We start from the raw sequence: 17,085 nt of genomic DNA on the forward strand, positions 1-17,085 counted from the left end.
GTCGCGAGTTCGAGACTCGTTTCCCGCTCCATTAAATCATGCATCCGAATACGCGGGAATAGCTCAGTTGGTAGAGCGCAACCTTGCCAAGGTTGAGGTCGCGAGTTCGAGACTCGTTTCCCGCTCCAGTTTCAATACTACAAACACTCCAAAGTAGTTTATTTGGCGAGATAGCAAAGTGGTTATGCAGCGGATTGCAAATCCGTCTACGCCGGTTCGATTCCGACTCTCGCCTCCATCCATTTCATGGCGGGGTGGCAGAGTGTTTATGCTATAAGGGGTGCAACCCTTATATAGGCCGGTTCAAATCCGCGCCCCCGCCTCCAATCTCTCGATTTATTGTCTACGCCCGGGTGGTGAAATAGGTAGACACAACGGACTTAAAATCCGTCGGCCCTAAACCGGCCGTGCCGGTTCGATTCCGGCTCCGGGCACCATTTACCGCTTTTAAGCGGTTATTTTTTTGTCTAGTACCCACGCCTAATAATAGAAAAGATAGCCCATTAACAGCTTTGTAGTTATAAGTACCCACTATTCTATCTAGGCCAAGAAATTCATTTAAACCAGTCTATCTCCTTTCCAAACTCAAATCATCATATCATATGATTTCTATAAAAATTATATGCTAGTTTAAAACCCTTAAAAGGTTATAAAATAACGCCGTTTTAAATACTTATTACATATCTAAAAAATGTCTCGTCTACTTACCTACAAAAAAATTCTATGTAATTCTTTTTCATTATGGCTTTGCACTGTTCTAATTCTTTTTATTGAACGGTGTTTAATGTCACAATATTATCTATCAGATGATATCCGTAGTCGTTATTCCGAGGATATTATCCAGCTTATGCTCAAAGGGTTATTATTTGATATCAAAGCTGCTTCTGTATTAACGGCATTACCATTTTTACTGGGATTATTCAGCTTATTAAATTCAAAAACTGTTGTAGCATATGGACGGATTCAAGCTCTATTGTCTACAGTATTGTTATCTATCGTTTCTGCTCTGGCTATAGGGAATTGGTTTTATTATGGAGTCTACGAACGCCAATTCGATGTTTTTATTTTTGGTCTTGCAGAGGAAGATACTGTAGCCGTACTCAAAACTATTTGGTCCGATTTCCCAATTATTTGGGGATTAATTGCTTTAGCCATAGCAGTAACCCTTTTTTGGAAATGTTTTTCCCAAATTAACAGATACTCTTTTCCTGCTACTACTACAAGCAAAGCAACTTGGGTTGCTATCATAATGATACCTATCTTAATCTTAAGTATTGGTATACGTGGTTCGTTTGGTAAATTCCCTTTACGTCAAACTTCCATGCAAATTTCAACCTTACCGCAAATAAATAAATTAGTTCCCAATGCACTAATTTCTTTAAATTGGGCTTTTGCAGAACATCGAAACAGTAATAATTTTATCGAGGTTACCGATTCAGATGGTATTGAACTGATGAATCGTCTACAAAATCAAAAAGCTGATGCCAATTTAAATCGCTTATTTACACAAACTAATAAAAATTTGATTGTTGAACAACATAAGCCCAACGTTGTATTTGCTGTTATGGAAAGTATGAGCACTCACTTGCTTTCTCTAAATACGCCTGAACGAGATCTATTAGGTGAATTAGATAAACATTGGAAAGAAGATTGGGTTTATTCACGTTTTATCTCTGAGGGTGATGGCACTAGCGACTCACTACACCGTTTTTTTATTCGTAGCCCACGCCTTAACCTTAGCCAATCTGCTGCTAAAAATAAAACTTTTCCTGGAAACATGTTTAAACCATATCTTGATGCAGGATATCGTATTGTGTATATCACTGCCGGTAATGGGGGGTGGCGTGATTTTGATAGTTTTCTGCGTCATTTGGGCGTACATGAAATCATTGATGAAAATGCGATCAAAGCACGCTACCCCGAAGCCCAATCCAACACATGGGGAGTACCTGATGAATTTATGTTCCAATATGCAGAAGACGAGTTGAAACAAGCAAGGAAAAATAATACTCCCGTATTCATCATGATGCTATCAGTAACTAATCACCCCCCATATCAATTACCTAAACCTAACCAAGCTAAAGATTTTCATCTCACTGAGCAAGAAAAACAGCGACTTTCCAGTCTAGCAACAGGAAAAGAATTGAATGAGATTTTTAACACATTCCGATATAGTAACGACCAACTTGGACGCTTCATTAGTCATACAAAATCTATTGCACCGGATACTATTATTGCTGCAACTGGAGACCATAATATGCGCGCAATCAGTTATCCTTCATCTAATGAAATTGCCCTTGGCCACAGTGTACCATTCTATCTTTATGTTCCACCTACTTATCGCTCCAATGCAAAATATCATCCTGAGCGGGCAGGCTCACATAAAGACATTTTGCCAACGTTATATAATCTTAGCCTATCAGAAACACCTTATTATCAAACCGGTTGCAATTTAACTGCACCTACTGTTGATTCTTCATGGTGTGGCTATGGTTATAATCCTGAAGTTTTAATAACCGAACATGGTTTTTATAATTTAAGCAATCAGAAGTTCCATCGTTGGAACAATCAGGGACTGCAGACGGCAGAAGCTGAAAGTAGCCAACCACCTGCTGAAGATATACCTTTCATTGAACGAGGCAGTGTTTATACTCAATTTTTAGATTGGCAAATTAACCGTATTGCAACTACTCATCACTAGGTCGTTATACTATCTTAGTAAAATAAAACCGACTTACCCAAACAGGTAAGTCGGTTTTATTCTCAGACAACATTACTGTACTATTTATTAAACCAAGTTCTCCAGCATCCATTTAACGTAACGGCTGACGCCTTGTTTTACATCCAAGAATTCTTCTTTATACCCGGCTTCGCGCAGCTTGGTGATATCCGCTTGAGTAAAGCTCTGATATTTGCCTTTGAGTGCATCTGGGAATGGGATATAACGGATAAGTTCTTCTTCAACCAACTCTTTCAAACTCATTTCAGGCTTGCCTTCGGCCGCACGGCAGGCGTTGACGGTTGCGGCGGCAAGTTCATTAAATTGTTGGCTACGGCCTGTACCGAGATTGAAGATGCCTGAAAGCTCGGGATGGTCAAAGAAGTAAAGGTTAACTTTGGCAACGTCTTCTACGCTGACAAAATCGCGTGTTTGCTCGCCATTGCCGTAGCCGTCATTTGCACCAAACAGATTAACATAACCATGCTCGCGGTATTGGTGGAAATGGTGGAAGGCGACGGATGCCATACGGCCTTTGTGTTGCTCCTGTTGTCCGTAAACATTGAAGTAGCGGAATCCGACAACTTGGGCTGTTAGACCTTCTTTCATACGACGACGCAATACTTGGTCAAACAAGAATTTAGAGTAGCCATATACATTGAGCGGTTTTTCCAGTTCGCGCTCTTCGCGGAATATTTCGCCCTTGCCATACACTGCGGCGCTGGAAGCATAAAGGAATGGAATACGTTCATCCTGACACCAGTCCAAGAGATCGAGCGTATATTGGTAGTTGTTATCCATCATGTAGAGGCCGTCATGATTCATAGTATCGGAACATGCGCCTTGATGGAAAACGGCTTCGATATCGTCGTAAGGCAGAAGATGTCCGCGCACTTGACGGATAAATTCGTGTTTATCGAGATAATGGGCAATTTCACACTCGGCAAGGTTTTTAAATTTTTCGCCTTTGCTCAGATTGTCGACGGCAACAATGTCGGTAATACCGCGTTGGTTAAGTACTTTGACGATGTTGCTGCCGATAAAGCCGGCCGCGCCTGTTACGATAATGGTCATAATGAATTTCCTTTATTTTGATTTTTCAGACGACCTTGAAAAAATCATGCCGTCTAAAATAAAAACTTTGCTGTCTGGATTATTTTCCAACTCTATTTTCAGACGGCCTTTAGATTTTAAGGCCGTCTGAAACAGCAATTATTGCTCTTCCAATGCCTTAGTCAATTCTGCAAATGAGCAAACCGCCGTACCAAGTTTCGCCACGACAACCCCTGCCGCAGTATTGGCAAGGTGCATGGCTTCGGGCATGGTATAACCAGCAGCCAAACCCAAGCCCACTCCGGCAATAACGGTATCTCCCGCACCGGATACATCATAGACTTCTTGCGCTCGTGTAGGCTGATAAATCGGCTCGCCCTCATTGAACAGGGTCATACCCTCTTCGCTTCGAGTCAACAAAATCGCGGTCAAGTCGAGATGACGGCGCAGGTTTTGGGCTTTTTCGGTCAAATCGTTTTCATTTTTCCAGCTGCCCACCACTTCTTTCAATTCTGCACGGTTAGGCGTAATCAGCGTAGCGCCGGCGTATTTTTCGTAATCATCGCCTTTCGGATCGATTAAAACGGGTTTACCGGCCTGTTTCGCCCAATCGATCATATCGGAAATATGCGACAAACCGCCCTTGCCGTAATCTGAAAAAATAATGGCATCGTATTCAGGCAACACTTCTCGATATTGATGTTTGATTTGTTCCAACACCTCACGATGAGGTGATTCTTCAAAGTCAAGTCGGATAAGCTGCTGGTTGCGGGCAACAACGCGCAATTTGACAGTGGTCGCAATTTGCTTATCGCGCATCAGATAGGAAGAAACGCCGTCTTGTACCATCAATGCGTCCAACGCATCAGCAGCTTCATCATCGCCGGTCACGGACAACAGCCCTACTTTACCGCCCAATGAGGCGATATTGCGCGCAACGTTCGCCGCCCCGCCTGCCCGCTGGTCAATACGGGCGATTTTCGCCACCGGCACTGGGGCTTCAGGAGAAATACGGGACACATCGCCAAACCAATAGCGGTCGAGCATCACATCGCCGACAACAAGGACTTTGGCTTGTGCAAAACGGGATTTGAGGGTTTCTTGTTGGAACTTGGTTACCATACTGGCTCCATTAAAATCTCTGTGTAAGGCTTGTTATCAGTTTATTGATCTAACAGCCTAAAAATATCTTGAGGCTCATATACCTGCATATGGTTTTTCGAGTACGACGCCTGTTCATGAGATGACAACAACGCTGCTTTCAGCATGGCTTGCGCCAATTTTTTGACAGCAAGCGGACGTTGGCTTTTCATCAGGCCGATACGGTTAAATCCATGCAAAATCCGTTCGGCAATTTTTTCACCCAATCGATCGCTATTCGGACGAATCAATAAGGGCGGGCGGAAAATCATAAGATGCAGAAAATTCAAAGCGATAATTGCTTGTTCTAATTTGCCCTTCATCCGTTGATAAAACAGGCGCGCAGCAGAATTTGCACCGGAAGCGGAAATCAAAACCAAGGTATTCACGCCGTTTTCTCGTGCGGCTTTAGCAAATTCAAGATTTGCCTCATAATCGATTGCCCATTGCGCTTCTTTACTGCCAGCCGCTTTCAGAGTTGTCCCCAAGCAGGCAAACAATACATCGCCCTGCACTTCTTCGCACCAATTATCAGGATGAGAAAAATCAATCTGATGGCTATTTAGCTTTTGGTGGGTAAATTCAGGATGTCTGCGACCAAAACAGTCGATAGACTCAACCTCTGAACTGGCTGCAAGCAGAGGCAACAAAGATTTCCCTGTCGCTCCTGTGGCACCAATTATAATCGCCTTCATACTTCAAACGGCCTTAAGCGTTGGCTACTCGATTGACTTCACGCAATACCGCTACCGGATCGGCAGCTTTGGTTACCGGGCGACCCATTACCAAATAGGTTGAACCGGCAGCCAATGCTTCGGCTGGTGTCATAATACGGCGTTGGTCGTCGTTATTGCCGGCAACGTCCAAACGGATGCCCGGTGTGACCAAGACAAAATCCTGTCCCAATTCGCAACGCAGCGGCGCGGCTTCTTGAGCGGAACATACCACGCCGTCCAAGCCTGAACTTTGCGCCAGTTTCGCCAAGCGGATGACTTGTTCTTCAGGGGCGATGTTCAAACCGATTTCCGCCAAATCGCTTTGTTCCATGCTGGTCAACACGGTTACACCGATTAAGAGTGGCTTCGTGCCGTATCCGGCAACGGCTTCTGCTGCGGCTTCCATCATGCGGCGGCCGCCCGATGCGTGCATATCGACCATCCAAACGCCCATATCGGCGGCAACTTTGCATGCCTGCGCAACGGTATGGGGAATATCGTGGTATTTCAAATCGAGGAAAAGTTTGAAACCTTGATTAATTAAGCTTTCTGCCAAACTGCGACCGGTCGCGGTAAACAGCTCTTTGCCGATTTTGATTTGACACAATGTCGGGTCAAGATTACGGACAAATCCGAGTGTGTCTTTTTCGTTGGCAAAATCAAGGGCGACGATAACGGGAGTACGTTGTTGCTGGATTTGGAAGTCGGAGATTAAGGGATTCATAAGATGCCTGCGGATAAACGGTTATAGCTTCGATTTTAACAGCTTTTGTACACGAAAGGCCGTCTGAAAGTATTTTTTCAGACGGCCTCATCACAACATACCTTAATTATTCTTATATAAATCTAAAATTTTTACAGAAAATTCATCATCGCTGAAAAAAAAGGCTGGTGGAACTTCCAATACTTCAGCAATTTTCTGCAAAGTATTCAAATCAGGCTGATGATTTCCTTTCTCATAACGATTAATACGCGTACTTGCCACAAACTCATCTAATCCTATCGCCAGTCCCAGCTTCTCCTGCGTCAAATTTTTTGCTTTTCTTGCTTCCTTAAATCGCCTTGTAAAAATTTCTTGTAAATTCATAACTTCTATCCTAAAAATCAAAGTTACGAATTTCGTATATTTCTCTTGATTATTTACTACGAATAACGTAGTATTTAATGATTTTATACTTTACCTATTGTGAGAAAACCATGACACCAGACCAAGAATCAAAATGCCATAAAATTATTCATTCTCATGCAATTGCTGCTGCCGCAGGCAACGCCATACCAGTACCAGGACTGGGTATCGCTACAGATATGGTTACAATGACTACCATGTGCACAAGTCTTTGTGCTGTTTTTGGTGGCAATATGACCGAAGCAGCTGCCAAGGCAATGGCTATTGCTGCAATTAAAAATACCATGTTAAAACAACCCATAAAAACAATAGCAAAAGAACTTTCAAAATTAATTCCAGGCTTAGGCAGCGTTGTTGCACCAACTATTTCTGTTGCATTACTTGAAGCAGCAGGATGGACTCTAGCAAAAGAACTAGAACAAAAATTCAGTTGATCCTCATACAATAATATGAAAAGGCCGTCTGAAAATATTTTTTCAGACGGCCTTATGATTTTACTTTGGCAAAACTTATTTGCCCAAACCTTTCAATACTTCGGCTTTCACGGCTTCTACCGGCTGAGTGCCGTCAACTTTGATGTATTTAGGCGCGTGTTCGCCTTCCAGTTTGCTGTAGAAATCAACCAAAACTTCGGTTTGCTCGTGGTAAACGGCAAGGCGTTTTTTCACGGTTTCTTCTTTGTCGTCGTCGCGTTGAATCAAATCTTCGCCGGTTACGTCGTCTTTGCCTTCGACTTTAGGCGGATTGTAGGTAACGTGGTAAGTACGGCCGGAAGCCAAATGCACGCGGCGGCCGCTCATGCGGTCGACAATCACACTGTCGGGTACGTCGATTTCAACAACCGCGTCCAAATCCACGCCTGCTTCAACCATCGCTTCGGCTTGTGCCAATGTGCGTGGAAAACCGTCAAACAGGAAACCGTTTTTGCAGTCGTCTTGGGCAATACGCTCTTTGACCATGCCGATAATGATGTCGTCGCGTACCAAACCTCCTTCATCAATGATTTTTTTTGCTTCCAAACCCAGCGGAGTGCCTGCTTTGATGGCAGCGCGGAGCATGTCGCCGGTAGAGATTTGAGGAATGCCGAATGCAGCAGTGATGAATTGAGCCTGTGTGCCTTTGCCGGCGCCTGGTGCGCCCAACAATAATACTTTCATGATGAGTCCTTTTGGTTGACGGATTTAATGTTCAGATAATTTTACACGGCTTGTGTTTATCGTTCAAAACTTCAGACGGCCTCTTTCGGGCCGAAATGCTTCCATGCATCGTCGCGCATTTCGATAAACCATGAGTCTTCGGGGAATCGCTCTATCGCGTCTTTCAAAGTGGAAAGCAAGTTTTGCGATAAGGCTTTCGCCAAATATTCTTCCTCATTGGCTTCGGCCGCTTTGTCAGGCTGCTGCGCCAGACCGATTGCACGGGTTTGATGACCATGAGCCAAATAGTTGAGCGCAATGATTTTTTGTGCCCAAAGCTGCGGAATATCGGGATTATCTTGCAGCAATACTGACAAAATTGATACGGCAACGGTCAAGCGTCCGCCGTTCATACGCAAGTCCAACGACTGGTTGGGCGGCAAAGTGCTGAGCATTTCTGCCATGCGGAACCAAAACTCGCCGCTGGCCTGCTCCGGCGCTTCTATTTTCAACATATCATAGTTGAATTCTTGCTCATCTTCTCTTACCAGCTTCGCCACATCGGCAAGCAATTTTTGTTCTTCACGGCTCAAATGGCGGAAATCATTCATATCTTTTCCTTTCAGACGGCCTTAAGCTTTAAATGCAACACGCACTCTGTCCAAATCTTCCTGCGTATCCACACCGGCAGCAGGCGCTTCTTGGGTGATTTCAACAGCAATCGGATAACCGTGCCATAGGACGCGCAACTGTTCCAACGATTCGATGGTTTCCAAAGGAGAAACATCCATTTCCGAATAGCGTTGCAGGAAGCCTGCACGATAGGCATAAATGCCGATGTGGCGCAAAACGGCTGTTTCGGAAGGCAATTCGCGTTTTTTGGCACGCATCACATCGCGCGGATAAGGAATCGGGGCGCGGCTGAAATAGATGGCGTTGCGGTTTTTATCGAGGACGACTTTGACGACGTTAGGATTCATAAACTCGTCAAAATCGTGCAATTCGTGGGCGGCAGTCGCCATTTGCACATTGTTTTCAACCAAAACTTCGGCTGTACGGTTGATGAGCTCGGGATCGATTAAAGGCTCGTCGCCTTGTACGTTCACAACAATCAGGTGCTGCGGCAGTTTCAGCGTATTGGCCGCTTCGGCAAGGCGCGTTGTTCCGCTTTCGTGTTGATTGGAAGTCATGACTACTTCGACACCATGCGCCTGACAGGCCGTCTGAATATCGGGATGGTCGGTGGCAACGACAACACGCGCGGCCTTACTTTTCGCCGCCTGTTCGGCAACGCGCACGACCATCGGTTTGCCGTGAATATCCGCCAAGGCTTTTCCGGGCAGACGCGATGAATCCAGCCGCGCCGGAATCAATACGACAAATTCAGTCATGCTTTGAGTTCCTCTTCGCTCAATGCTCGCGCTTCGTTTTCCAGCATATAGGGAATGCCGTCTTTAATCGGATACGCCAGCTTGGCTTGACGGCTCCACAATTCCTGTTTGTCCTGATGATATTCCAGCCTGCCTTTGGTAACGGGGCAGACGAGGATGTCTAAGAATTTTTTTTCCATGGGGTTTCTTTCGGGTTTGATGGTTTAATCAATCGAATGCCCTCTGCAATATTTCAGACGGCTATCATTTATTTCTGATGCCTTTTCCCAACCTGTCCGGCTTGCTTGCAGCCTGCATCGGGATTTTTACCGCCGCAGATGATGCGCCGCAACTCTTCCTTAAACTCGGGCAGATGATTTTGCGCGATTTTCTCTGACAATGCATTCCAAGATACCGCTATTTCACTCATCGATTTCTTGATTAAGCGTGGATTTTTGGCAACGACGGCCTGACCGACGGGCGAACCGTAAAAGGCAATCATGCCGTCAATTTCTTCTTGCGTGTATATCTCACGGGCATTCTTCAATAAAGTATTGCGGACAGCCTGTTTCACTTCGGGCGTAATCAAATCTTTCAAAACATTCTCACGATAGCGGTTAAAGGCTTTTGCCGCCTGATCTTTTTTCTCTTCCGGCATTTCGGCAAGGGCTTTGTCCGCATACGGTTTAAATCCGGCATTAAAGCCCTCAATCATATTTTTTTCTATATCCCGGTCAAAATTCTGAGTATCCAGCCAACGCTCCAGCGACTCATTGCTAGGTGCGGCGGCAAATGCGTTGGCACACAATGCCAGCGCGGCGAAGGGCAATAACAAGGTTTTCAGTTTCATTTTTTCTCCTTTTCAATAAAAAAATATTTTCAGATAGTCGGAAAATTATTTGGCACATTCCGAAGAATGTTTATTGCCCTTACACAAAATATCGCGCGTTTGTGCCTCAAAAGCAGGCGTATATTTATCGCTTGCATTGAGGTAGTTTTGACTCATGGTTTTGTGGATAATCTCATCACTCAGCTTATCGAAATGTTTGACTTTTTCGAGCGCAGACTTACCGGCACCATGCCCAAATGCTTCAGCCATCTTTTCTATATCCGATTGGCTCAACATATCCTCAAGATTTCCACCATGCTGTTGTAAACTTCTTATCTTTTTCAAAATATTTTTTCCCTGAGCCGAAGAGAAAAAACGGTTGGTTACATCCACTTCTTCTTGTGTAAATACTTTCTGTACGGCACGCTTTTCTTCATCCAACCATTGTTTTTTCAACTCAGGGCGGCTCAAATCGTCTTGCATGTTTTTCATATAACGACTGATGACCGCCTTCATCTGCGCTTTTTGAGCTTTGGGCGTCATCGTTAACAAGCGCTCATTGTCCTCTTTATTCACCATCTCCAAAGAACGTTGTACTTTCTCGCTATAATTATTGCTTATCCCTTGAATCTCCAACCATTTCATTGCAGATTCATCACTTAGTTTAGCAGCCAGGCTTTGAGTGGATACAAATAAAGCTGCGCAAGCGACCAACAAATATTTTAACTTCATGATTTACTCCTATCGCGTAGTTTGAAGATCATCTTTAAAACATCTGTGAAACATCTATCAGCATTTAGATTGAAACATTCGCGGATACAAACGCCGCCAAGTCCGGCTCAATTATCGCATAAACAGGCAAGACCCACACATGATTCAGGCCGTGGCCGTCTGAAAATTTGACCGCATCCTTTTCCGTCATAATCACCACATCTGCGTCCGGCAAATCCGCTGCCGTAATATCTGCATGATCAGGCAAGGCAACGGTTTGTTTCAAAGCAATATTCATGCTTTGCAACGTATTGAAAAAACGCTCCGGCTTAGCGATACCGGCGACGGCGGCGACGATTTGATTTCCTAAGCCCGCCAAATCCAATTTTTCAGACGGCCTGTTCAAACGGTAAATCTGCCCTGTTTCAATATGGCTGGCAAACATATTTTCAGACGGCCTGAATGCCATATCTGCTTGCCCCCCGCTGACGACGACCGCATCAACGGAAGCCAATCGAGACAAAGGTTCGCGCAGGCTGCCGTTGGGCAGTAAATCCAAATTGGTGCGACCAGTATCTGCCACTGGAAATACGGCAATTTCCATATCGCGTTGCAAGGCATAATGTTGCAAGCCGTCGTCGGCCACAATCAATTCAAGCTCAGGATGCGCCGCAAGCAATGCCCTGCCTGCGTCTGCACGGCTACTGCCTACCGCCGTCAGCGCACCGGTTTGACGAAACAGCAATAAAGGCTCGTCGCCTGCATCTGCCGCACTGCTGGCTGTATTCAATACATGAACCGCCTTGCTCTTGCGCCCGTAACCTCGGCTGATGATGCCGACCTTAACGCCCTTTTCCTGCAAACCCGACACCAGCGCGGCGACTATCGGCGTTTTCCCTGTTCCGCCTGCATGGATATTGCCGACCACCACCACAGGCACAGGTAATTTTTCGCTTTTCAGACGGCCTGAAACAAAATCATCGCGCCGTTTCACCGCAATTTTGGCAAACAGCTTGGACAATGGTTTTAACAGCAAAGACAAAAACGGATTGGGGGATTGCCAATGGCGTTCGATAATTTGGTGGAGTTTGGGCATACGCACGGCTTTTGAGGCGAAAATCAAACGATAATATAACACAAGCCCGCCCAGACAAGGCCGTCTGAACATGCGGCTTTGATAATATTAAAACAAAGGGCGCAAGTTTCATGAAAACGAATACAACGAATGGCTCTAAAACCCTTATAATTCAGCTTTCAAAAATTTTTCCCGTTTCACAATGTCCGAACTTTTCGCGCCCTCCTCCATTTCCGTATCCGAGCTCAACGCCCTTGCCAAAGCCTTGCTGGAAGACCATCTTGCAGGCTTATGGATTGCCGGCGAAGTATCCAACCTGACCCGTGCCGCCAGCGGACATTATTATTTCTCGCTCAAAGACAGCCGCGCTCAGGTACGTTGCGCGATGTTTAGGGGTGCGGCCATGCGTTTGGCAAAGCCTTTGAAAGAAGGCGACCATATCGAAGTATCCGGAAAAATCAGTATTTATGAAGCGCGGGGTGAATTTCAAATTACCGTAAATGAGGTGCGGCTCAAAGGTTTGGGGCAGCTTTACGAAGCCTATGAACGATTGAAGGCACAGTTGCAGGCGGAAGGCGCGTTTTCAGCGGAACGCAAAAAACCGTTGCCTGCCCGTCCGCAATGTATCGGCATCGTCACCAGTCTGGCGGCGGCGGCTTTGCGCGATGTCGTGACCACCTTAAACCGCCGCGCACCCGAAATCCCCGTTATCGTTTATCCAACGTCCGTTCAAGGCACAGGCAGCGAGTTGCAAATTGCCCAAGCGATTAAAACCGCTTCGCAACGCGCCGAGTGCGATGTGTTGATTGTCTGTCGCGGCGGCGGCAGCATTGAAGACTTGTGGGCGTTTAATGAAGAGCCGGTCGTACGCGCCATCGAAGCCTGCTCAATTCCCGTCGTCAGCGGCGTAGGACACGAAACCGATTTCACACTCGCCGATTTTGTCGCCGACGTGCGCGCGCCCACGCCGACCGGCGCGGCGGAACTGGTCAGCCCCAACCGCCAAGAATCACTACATCGCCTCGCCCAAGCGCAAGGCCGTCTGAAAACCGTTTTGGAACAACGCTATTTCGATGCCAGCCAAAAACTCGACTGGCTGGCGCGGCAAATCCGTCATCCGCGCCAAAAACTTGACGAGCAGCGTGCCTCAATCAGCAAGCTGGCGCAAATGCTGTCTTACTCGATGACGCAAAACCTCCGCACCCATACCGCCCGTTTTGAACGCCAAACCCAAACCCTGAAACATTGCCGACCTGATGTTTCTGGTTACACACAAAATATCGACCGCTTTCAGACGACCTTGTCGCATTCCTTCCGCCAGCTGCTTACCCACCGCCGTCAAAGCCTGACCGCCCAAGCCGCATTGCTCGAAGCCGTATCGCCGCAGCATATTCTGGAGCGCGGCTTTTCGGTCGTCAAAAACACTCGCGGACAAGTCATCCGCAATGCCGATATGTTGAAACAAGGACAGAAACTGCACATCACTTTTGCCGACGGCGAAACCGACGTACGCGTAACCAAAGAGCAGGCGCAGGGCGAGTTGTTTGACTGACAAAATAAAGGCCGTCTGAAGCTTTATGCGATTGAAGTGAAACTATGTCTGCCTTTTAAAAATCCTTAACCAACCAATGCGGTATAATGCCTTATCTGCACACGCAGCATATACGGAAACATTATGGACAACGCACAAAATACAGAAAATCCGATTCCACCACGCAACTCCATCCGCAAAAACAGCATTTACCTGCTGCCCAATTCCTTTACCATCGCCGCACTGTTTTGCGCGTTCTTCGCCATTACCCAGTCCATGCACGGACGTTATGAAACGGCGGCGATTGCAGTTTTCCTTTCCATGCTGCTCGACGGCATGGACGGACGCGTTGCCCGTTTGACCAACAGCCAGAGCGCGTTTGGCGAACAGCTCGACAGTCTTGCCGATATGGTCAGCTTCGGCGTGGCTCCTGCCCTGATTGCCTACAAATGGCAACTTTGGCAGTTTGGCAAAATCGGTTATTCCGTCGCCTTTATCTACTGCGCCTGCGCCGCCCTGCGTTTGGCGCTGTTCAACACGCTTATCGGCAAAGTCGATAAACGCTGGTTTATCGGCGTTCCAAGCCCGACCGCCGCAGCGTTGATTGTCGGCCTGATTTGGGTTAACCACAGCTTTGAACGCTTCCCCGGCGTGCATTGGTGGGCATTGGGTATCACCCTGTTTGCCGGTATTTCCATGATTGTGCAGATTCCGTTTTGGAGCTTCAAAGAAATCAACATCCGCCGCCAAGTGCCGTTTATGGGCATGGTGCTTGCCGTGTTGGTATTGCTGCTCATCAACTGGAAGCCTTCGCTCGTCCTCTTCTTATTCTTCCTCGGTTACAGCCTGTCCGGTTATGTGATGGCAGCAATCCGTTGGTTTAAAAAACGCCACAAAACTCATAAACACGACAAGGCCGTCTGAAATGTGGTCTTGGGACATCATCCTTGCCCTGCTCACCGTCGGCAGCGCGGCGGGCTTTATTGCCGGACTGTTCGGCGTAGGCGGCGGCACGTTGATTGTTCCTGTTGTCTTATGGGCGTTGCAACTGCAAGGCATAGGCGGCCACCCCTATGCCCAGCATCTTGCCATCGGCACTTCCTTTGCCGTCATGGTGTTTACCACCTTCTCCAGTATGTACGCCCAACATAAAAAACACGCCATCGATTGGGCGACCGTCCGCCGGATGACGCCGGGCATGATACTCGGCGTACTCCTCGGCGCGGTGTCGGCAAAATATATGCCGACGCTGGCTTTGCAGGTTTTCTTTATTGCATTTCTTGCCTTTATCGCAGTCAAAACCCTACGCGATTCCAAACCCAAACCTTCACGCACCCTGCCTGAACTCCCCGGCCTGACAGCCGTCGGCACGCTTTTTGGGGCTGCTTCGAGCTGGGTCGGTATCGGCGGCGGTTCGCTATCCGTTCCATTTCTACTGTATTGCAACTTTCCGGCACACCGCGCCATCGGCACATCTTCAGGTTTAGCATGGCCGATTGCAATTACCGGCACCATCGGCTATTTTGCCAACGGTTTGCCTATTGCCAACCTGCCTGAAGGCGCGGCAGGCTTTATCTATCTTCCGGCCGTAGCCATTTTGAGCATTGCCACCATCCTCTTTGCTCCGCTCGGCGTTAAAACGGCGCACAAGCTCCCCGCCCGAAAACTCAAAATCGCCTTCGGCATCATGTTGCTGCTGATTGCCGCCAAGATGGCTTGGAATTTGATACATTAATTTTTCTTGTGAAAAAGGCCGTCTGAAAATCTTTCAGACGGCCTTTTAAATTGCAAAACAACAAACTAAATAAATCCCCTTTACCTTACCCGATTTGCCCCATTGCAAATACGGCCAAGCGCCATATCGCCCATCCTGCCACCAACAATCCGGCGCACAAACGAACCATGCGTTTTTGCAGAAAGGTTTTCAACTGCGCGGCAAATATGCCCATCGCAAGCAAGTTCGGCAAGGTCCCCAATGCAAACGCCAGCATATACAGCCCGCCGTGCAAAGCATTGCCGCTGCCCAAAGCATACAAAGACGCGCTGTACACCAAACCGCAAGGCAGCCAGCCCCAAAGCACGCCCACGCCGAAACAGGCAGGCACTGATTTAATCGGCAGCAATTTGTTCAGCAAAGGATTTAGGCGTTTCCATATCGGTTTGCCGATGCCTTCGATTTTGGTTGCAGCAGTTGAAATACCGGCAAGATAGAGACCGAGCAAAAGTAGCAAGATATTGGCGGCAATATACAAACCGTTTTGAACCGCGCGCGTATTGTCTAAGGAAATGCCGACCTGCCCGACCAAACCGACCAATAGGCCAATGACGACATAACTGCTGATGCGCCCCAAGTTCAACAATACAATCAGCCCGATTCGGTTTAAATGGGGCGGCAGCTGCAAAGCAAATGCGCTACTCAATCCGCCGCACATGCCGACACAATGCGTTCCGCCAAAAAAGCCGAGCAGAAAAAGAGTAAGAAATGTGATTTCTTGATTCATGGTTTTTAATGATTCAAACGAATGGATGAGGCCGTCTGAAACTTTTCAGACGGCCCTGAGAATGCAGGATAAGCTTTTCCGCCCACCCTCTTCACGCTTTAGAAAAGCAATTAACTGCGTGCGCGTACGTCAAATGCCTGACGCAAACCTTCGCCAATCATGACCAGCAAAAGCAGCATCACCGTCAGCGTGGCAACGGCAGACAGGCCGATCCACCACGCGTCCAAGTTGTCTTTGCCTTGCGCCAGTAACTCGCCCAAACTTGCCTGTGAAGCAGGTACGCCCAAGCCCAAGAAGTCCAAACTGGTCAGAGCGAGTACCGCACCGGAAATACGGAAAGGCAGAAAGGCCAATACCGGCGTTAAGCTGTTGGGCAGGATATGGCGCCACATGATTTCACGGTTGCCCACGCCCATCGCGCGCGCCGCCAAAACGTAATCTGTCTGACGGTTTTTCAAAAACTCGGCGCGGACATAGTCGGACAAGCCCATCCAGCCGAAAAGCGACAGCAACACCAGCAAAATCAACAGTCCCGGATTAAAGAACGAAGACAGGATAATCAAGAGGTACAACTCCGGCATACCGCCCCAAACCTCGATAAAACGCTGCATCAGAAGGTCGGTTTTGCCGCCGAAATAACCCTGCACCGCGCCTGCAACCACGCCGATTACGGTAGTCACCACGGTCAACACCAAGGCAAACAATAGCGAATCGCGAAAACCGTAAACCAAGCGCGCCAACAGGTCGCGGCCGCGGTCATCCGTTCCCAAGATATGCCGTTCGGACGGTTTGGCCGGATCGGGTGCCGTATCAAAATCGTTCAAGGTATCGGCATCGTAAGGATTGGGCAGGTAAAGGGCAAAATTGCCGTCTGAAGTGATGTTGTGGCGGATAAGCGGATCCAGATAATCCGCAGGCGTATCGAAATCGCCGCCAAATGCGGTTTCGTTGTATTCGTTTACCAAGGGGAAGAAATACTCGCCCTGATAGCGTATCCACAAAGGTTTGTCGTTGCTCCACAAAGGCGCAAACAAAGTGACGACAAACAAAACGGCCAAAATCCGCAAAGCCAACCAACCGCGCTTATGTTGCTTAAAGGCTTGCCAAGTAGGGTTTGAAGTAGATTTTTTCTTTTTCATGGTTCGAAACATTCTTTAATAATGGATTGAAGATATTTT

19 protein-coding genes and 4 tRNA genes are annotated in these 17,085 nt (G+C 47.2%); 9 read left to right on the forward strand and 14 right to left on the reverse strand.

Annotated elements, in window-relative coordinates; translation table 11 throughout:
* Window positions 1–52 precede the first annotated feature (52 nt).
* The 5 genes from HMPREF2872_RS10300 (at window position 53) to HMPREF2872_RS10315 (ending at window position 2,701) form a co-directional block, all read left to right on the forward strand.
* Window positions 53–128: transfer RNA gene (locus HMPREF2872_RS10300), tRNA-Gly, on the forward strand.
* Window positions 129–164: 36 nt separating this feature from the next.
* A tRNA-Cys gene (locus HMPREF2872_RS10305) sits at window positions 165–238 on the forward strand.
* Window positions 239–248: 10 nt separating this feature from the next.
* Window positions 249–326: transfer RNA gene (locus tag HMPREF2872_RS11805), tRNA-Cys, on the forward strand.
* A gap of 21 nt (window positions 327–347) precedes the next feature.
* Window positions 348–437, forward strand: a tRNA-Leu gene (locus tag HMPREF2872_RS10310).
* Between the two features lie 347 nt (window positions 438–784).
* Window positions 785–2,701, forward strand: a complete 1,917-nt coding sequence (locus HMPREF2872_RS10315; protein ID WP_283119020.1) for an LTA synthase family protein — start codon at window positions 785–787, stop codon at window positions 2,699–2,701.
* An 87-nt stretch (window positions 2,702–2,788) separates the two neighbouring features.
* Here the strand turns inward: HMPREF2872_RS10315 and rfaD are convergent, their stop codons facing one another.
* From rfaD to HMPREF2872_RS10340, 5 genes are all read right to left on the reverse strand, one after another.
* Window positions 2,789–3,793 carry an ADP-glyceromanno-heptose 6-epimerase gene (rfaD, locus tag HMPREF2872_RS10320; RefSeq protein ID WP_070633407.1) on the reverse strand — a complete coding sequence of 335 codons (1,005 nt, stop codon included), beginning with the start codon at window positions 3,791–3,793 and terminating at the stop codon, window positions 2,789–2,791.
* Window positions 3,794–3,931: 138 nt separating this feature from the next.
* Window positions 3,932–4,894 carry a D-glycero-beta-D-manno-heptose-7-phosphate kinase gene (rfaE1, locus tag HMPREF2872_RS10325; RefSeq protein ID WP_070633408.1) on the reverse strand — a complete coding sequence of 321 codons (963 nt, stop codon included), beginning with the start codon at window positions 4,892–4,894 and terminating at the stop codon, window positions 3,932–3,934.
* 41 nt (window positions 4,895–4,935) lie between these two features.
* Entirely contained in the window at window positions 4,936–5,607 is a 672-nt protein-coding gene (locus tag HMPREF2872_RS10330; protein ID WP_070633410.1) for an NAD(P)H-binding protein, read from the reverse strand.
* Window positions 5,608–5,620: 13 nt separating this feature from the next.
* Window positions 5,621–6,352 (reverse strand): orotidine-5'-phosphate decarboxylase, encoded by a 732-nt coding sequence (gene pyrF / locus HMPREF2872_RS10335; protein WP_070633411.1) that lies wholly within the window; start codon window positions 6,350–6,352, stop codon window positions 5,621–5,623.
* Between the two features lie 102 nt (window positions 6,353–6,454).
* Window positions 6,455–6,715, reverse strand: a complete 261-nt coding sequence (locus tag HMPREF2872_RS10340) for a helix-turn-helix domain-containing protein (RefSeq protein ID WP_003746109.1) — start codon at window positions 6,713–6,715, stop codon at window positions 6,455–6,457.
* 77 nt (window positions 6,716–6,792) lie between these two features.
* Here HMPREF2872_RS10340 and HMPREF2872_RS10345 point away from each other — a divergent pair, with 77 nt between their 5' ends.
* A complete protein-coding gene (locus tag HMPREF2872_RS10345; protein ID WP_083311791.1) occupies window positions 6,793–7,188 on the forward strand; it encodes a hypothetical protein in 396 nt (131 codons plus the stop codon).
* Window positions 7,189–7,263: 75 nt separating this feature from the next.
* Here the strand turns inward: HMPREF2872_RS10345 and adk are convergent, their stop codons facing one another.
* The 7 genes from adk to lpxK all read right to left on the reverse strand — a co-directional run bounded on the left by adk (window position 7,264) and on the right by lpxK (window position 11,896).
* Window positions 7,264–7,911 carry an adenylate kinase gene (gene adk / locus HMPREF2872_RS10350; RefSeq protein ID WP_003682888.1) on the reverse strand — a complete coding sequence of 216 codons (648 nt, stop codon included), beginning with the start codon at window positions 7,909–7,911 and terminating at the stop codon, window positions 7,264–7,266.
* A gap of 71 nt (window positions 7,912–7,982) precedes the next feature.
* A complete protein-coding gene (locus HMPREF2872_RS10355; RefSeq protein WP_070633413.1) occupies window positions 7,983–8,501 on the reverse strand; it encodes a 3-deoxy-manno-octulosonate cytidylyltransferase in 519 nt (172 codons plus the stop codon).
* Between the two features lie 21 nt (window positions 8,502–8,522).
* Window positions 8,523–9,281 (reverse strand): 3-deoxy-manno-octulosonate cytidylyltransferase, encoded by a 759-nt coding sequence (gene kdsB / locus HMPREF2872_RS10360; protein WP_070633415.1) that lies wholly within the window; start codon window positions 9,279–9,281, stop codon window positions 8,523–8,525.
* On the reverse strand, window positions 9,278–9,460 hold the full coding sequence (locus tag HMPREF2872_RS10365) for a Trm112 family protein (protein ID WP_002221286.1): 183 nt from the start codon (window positions 9,458–9,460) through the stop codon (window positions 9,278–9,280). Before HMPREF2872_RS10365 ends, kdsB begins: the two co-directional genes overlap by 4 nt.
* 68 nt (window positions 9,461–9,528) lie before the next feature.
* Window positions 9,529–10,110 (reverse strand): DUF2059 domain-containing protein, encoded by a 582-nt coding sequence (locus HMPREF2872_RS10370; protein ID WP_070633417.1) that lies wholly within the window; start codon window positions 10,108–10,110, stop codon window positions 9,529–9,531.
* A 45-nt stretch (window positions 10,111–10,155) separates the two neighbouring features.
* The gene (locus HMPREF2872_RS10375) at window positions 10,156–10,821 is read right to left on the reverse strand and encodes a DUF2059 domain-containing protein (protein ID WP_070633419.1); all 666 of its coding nucleotides are present in this window, start codon (window positions 10,819–10,821) and stop codon (window positions 10,156–10,158) included.
* Window positions 10,822–10,885: 64 nt separating this feature from the next.
* Window positions 10,886–11,896, reverse strand: a complete 1,011-nt coding sequence (gene lpxK / locus HMPREF2872_RS10380) for a tetraacyldisaccharide 4'-kinase (RefSeq protein WP_070633421.1) — start codon at window positions 11,894–11,896, stop codon at window positions 10,886–10,888.
* 181 nt (window positions 11,897–12,077) lie between these two features.
* On the opposite strand from lpxK, the gene xseA reads away from it, so the two are divergent.
* From xseA to HMPREF2872_RS10395, 3 genes are all read left to right on the forward strand, one after another.
* Window positions 12,078–13,427, forward strand: coding sequence for an exodeoxyribonuclease VII large subunit (xseA, locus tag HMPREF2872_RS10385; RefSeq protein WP_070633423.1), 1,350 nt, complete (start codon window positions 12,078–12,080; stop codon window positions 13,425–13,427).
* Between the two features lie 123 nt (window positions 13,428–13,550).
* Complete coding sequence (gene pssA / locus HMPREF2872_RS10390) at window positions 13,551–14,330, forward strand: CDP-diacylglycerol--serine O-phosphatidyltransferase (RefSeq protein WP_070633424.1); 780 nt, start codon at window positions 13,551–13,553, stop codon at window positions 14,328–14,330.
* A gap of 1 nt (window position 14,331) precedes the next feature.
* A complete protein-coding gene (locus tag HMPREF2872_RS10395; RefSeq protein ID WP_070633426.1) occupies window positions 14,332–15,141 on the forward strand; it encodes a sulfite exporter TauE/SafE family protein in 810 nt (269 codons plus the stop codon).
* 85 nt (window positions 15,142–15,226) lie between these two features.
* Here the strand turns inward: HMPREF2872_RS10395 and HMPREF2872_RS10400 are convergent, their stop codons facing one another.
* Both HMPREF2872_RS10400 and HMPREF2872_RS10405 read right to left on the reverse strand, forming a co-directional pair.
* Window positions 15,227–15,907 carry a sulfite exporter TauE/SafE family protein gene (locus HMPREF2872_RS10400; RefSeq protein WP_049351201.1) on the reverse strand — a complete coding sequence of 227 codons (681 nt, stop codon included), beginning with the start codon at window positions 15,905–15,907 and terminating at the stop codon, window positions 15,227–15,229.
* Between the two features lie 110 nt (window positions 15,908–16,017).
* Entirely contained in the window at window positions 16,018–17,058 is a 1,041-nt protein-coding gene (locus HMPREF2872_RS10405; protein ID WP_070633428.1) for an ABC transporter permease, read from the reverse strand.
* Window positions 17,059–17,085 lie beyond the last annotated feature (27 nt).

The organism is Neisseria sp. HMSC069H12, from assembly GCF_001812735.1.
Lineage (GTDB): Bacteria > Pseudomonadota > Gammaproteobacteria > Burkholderiales > Neisseriaceae > Neisseria > Neisseria subflava.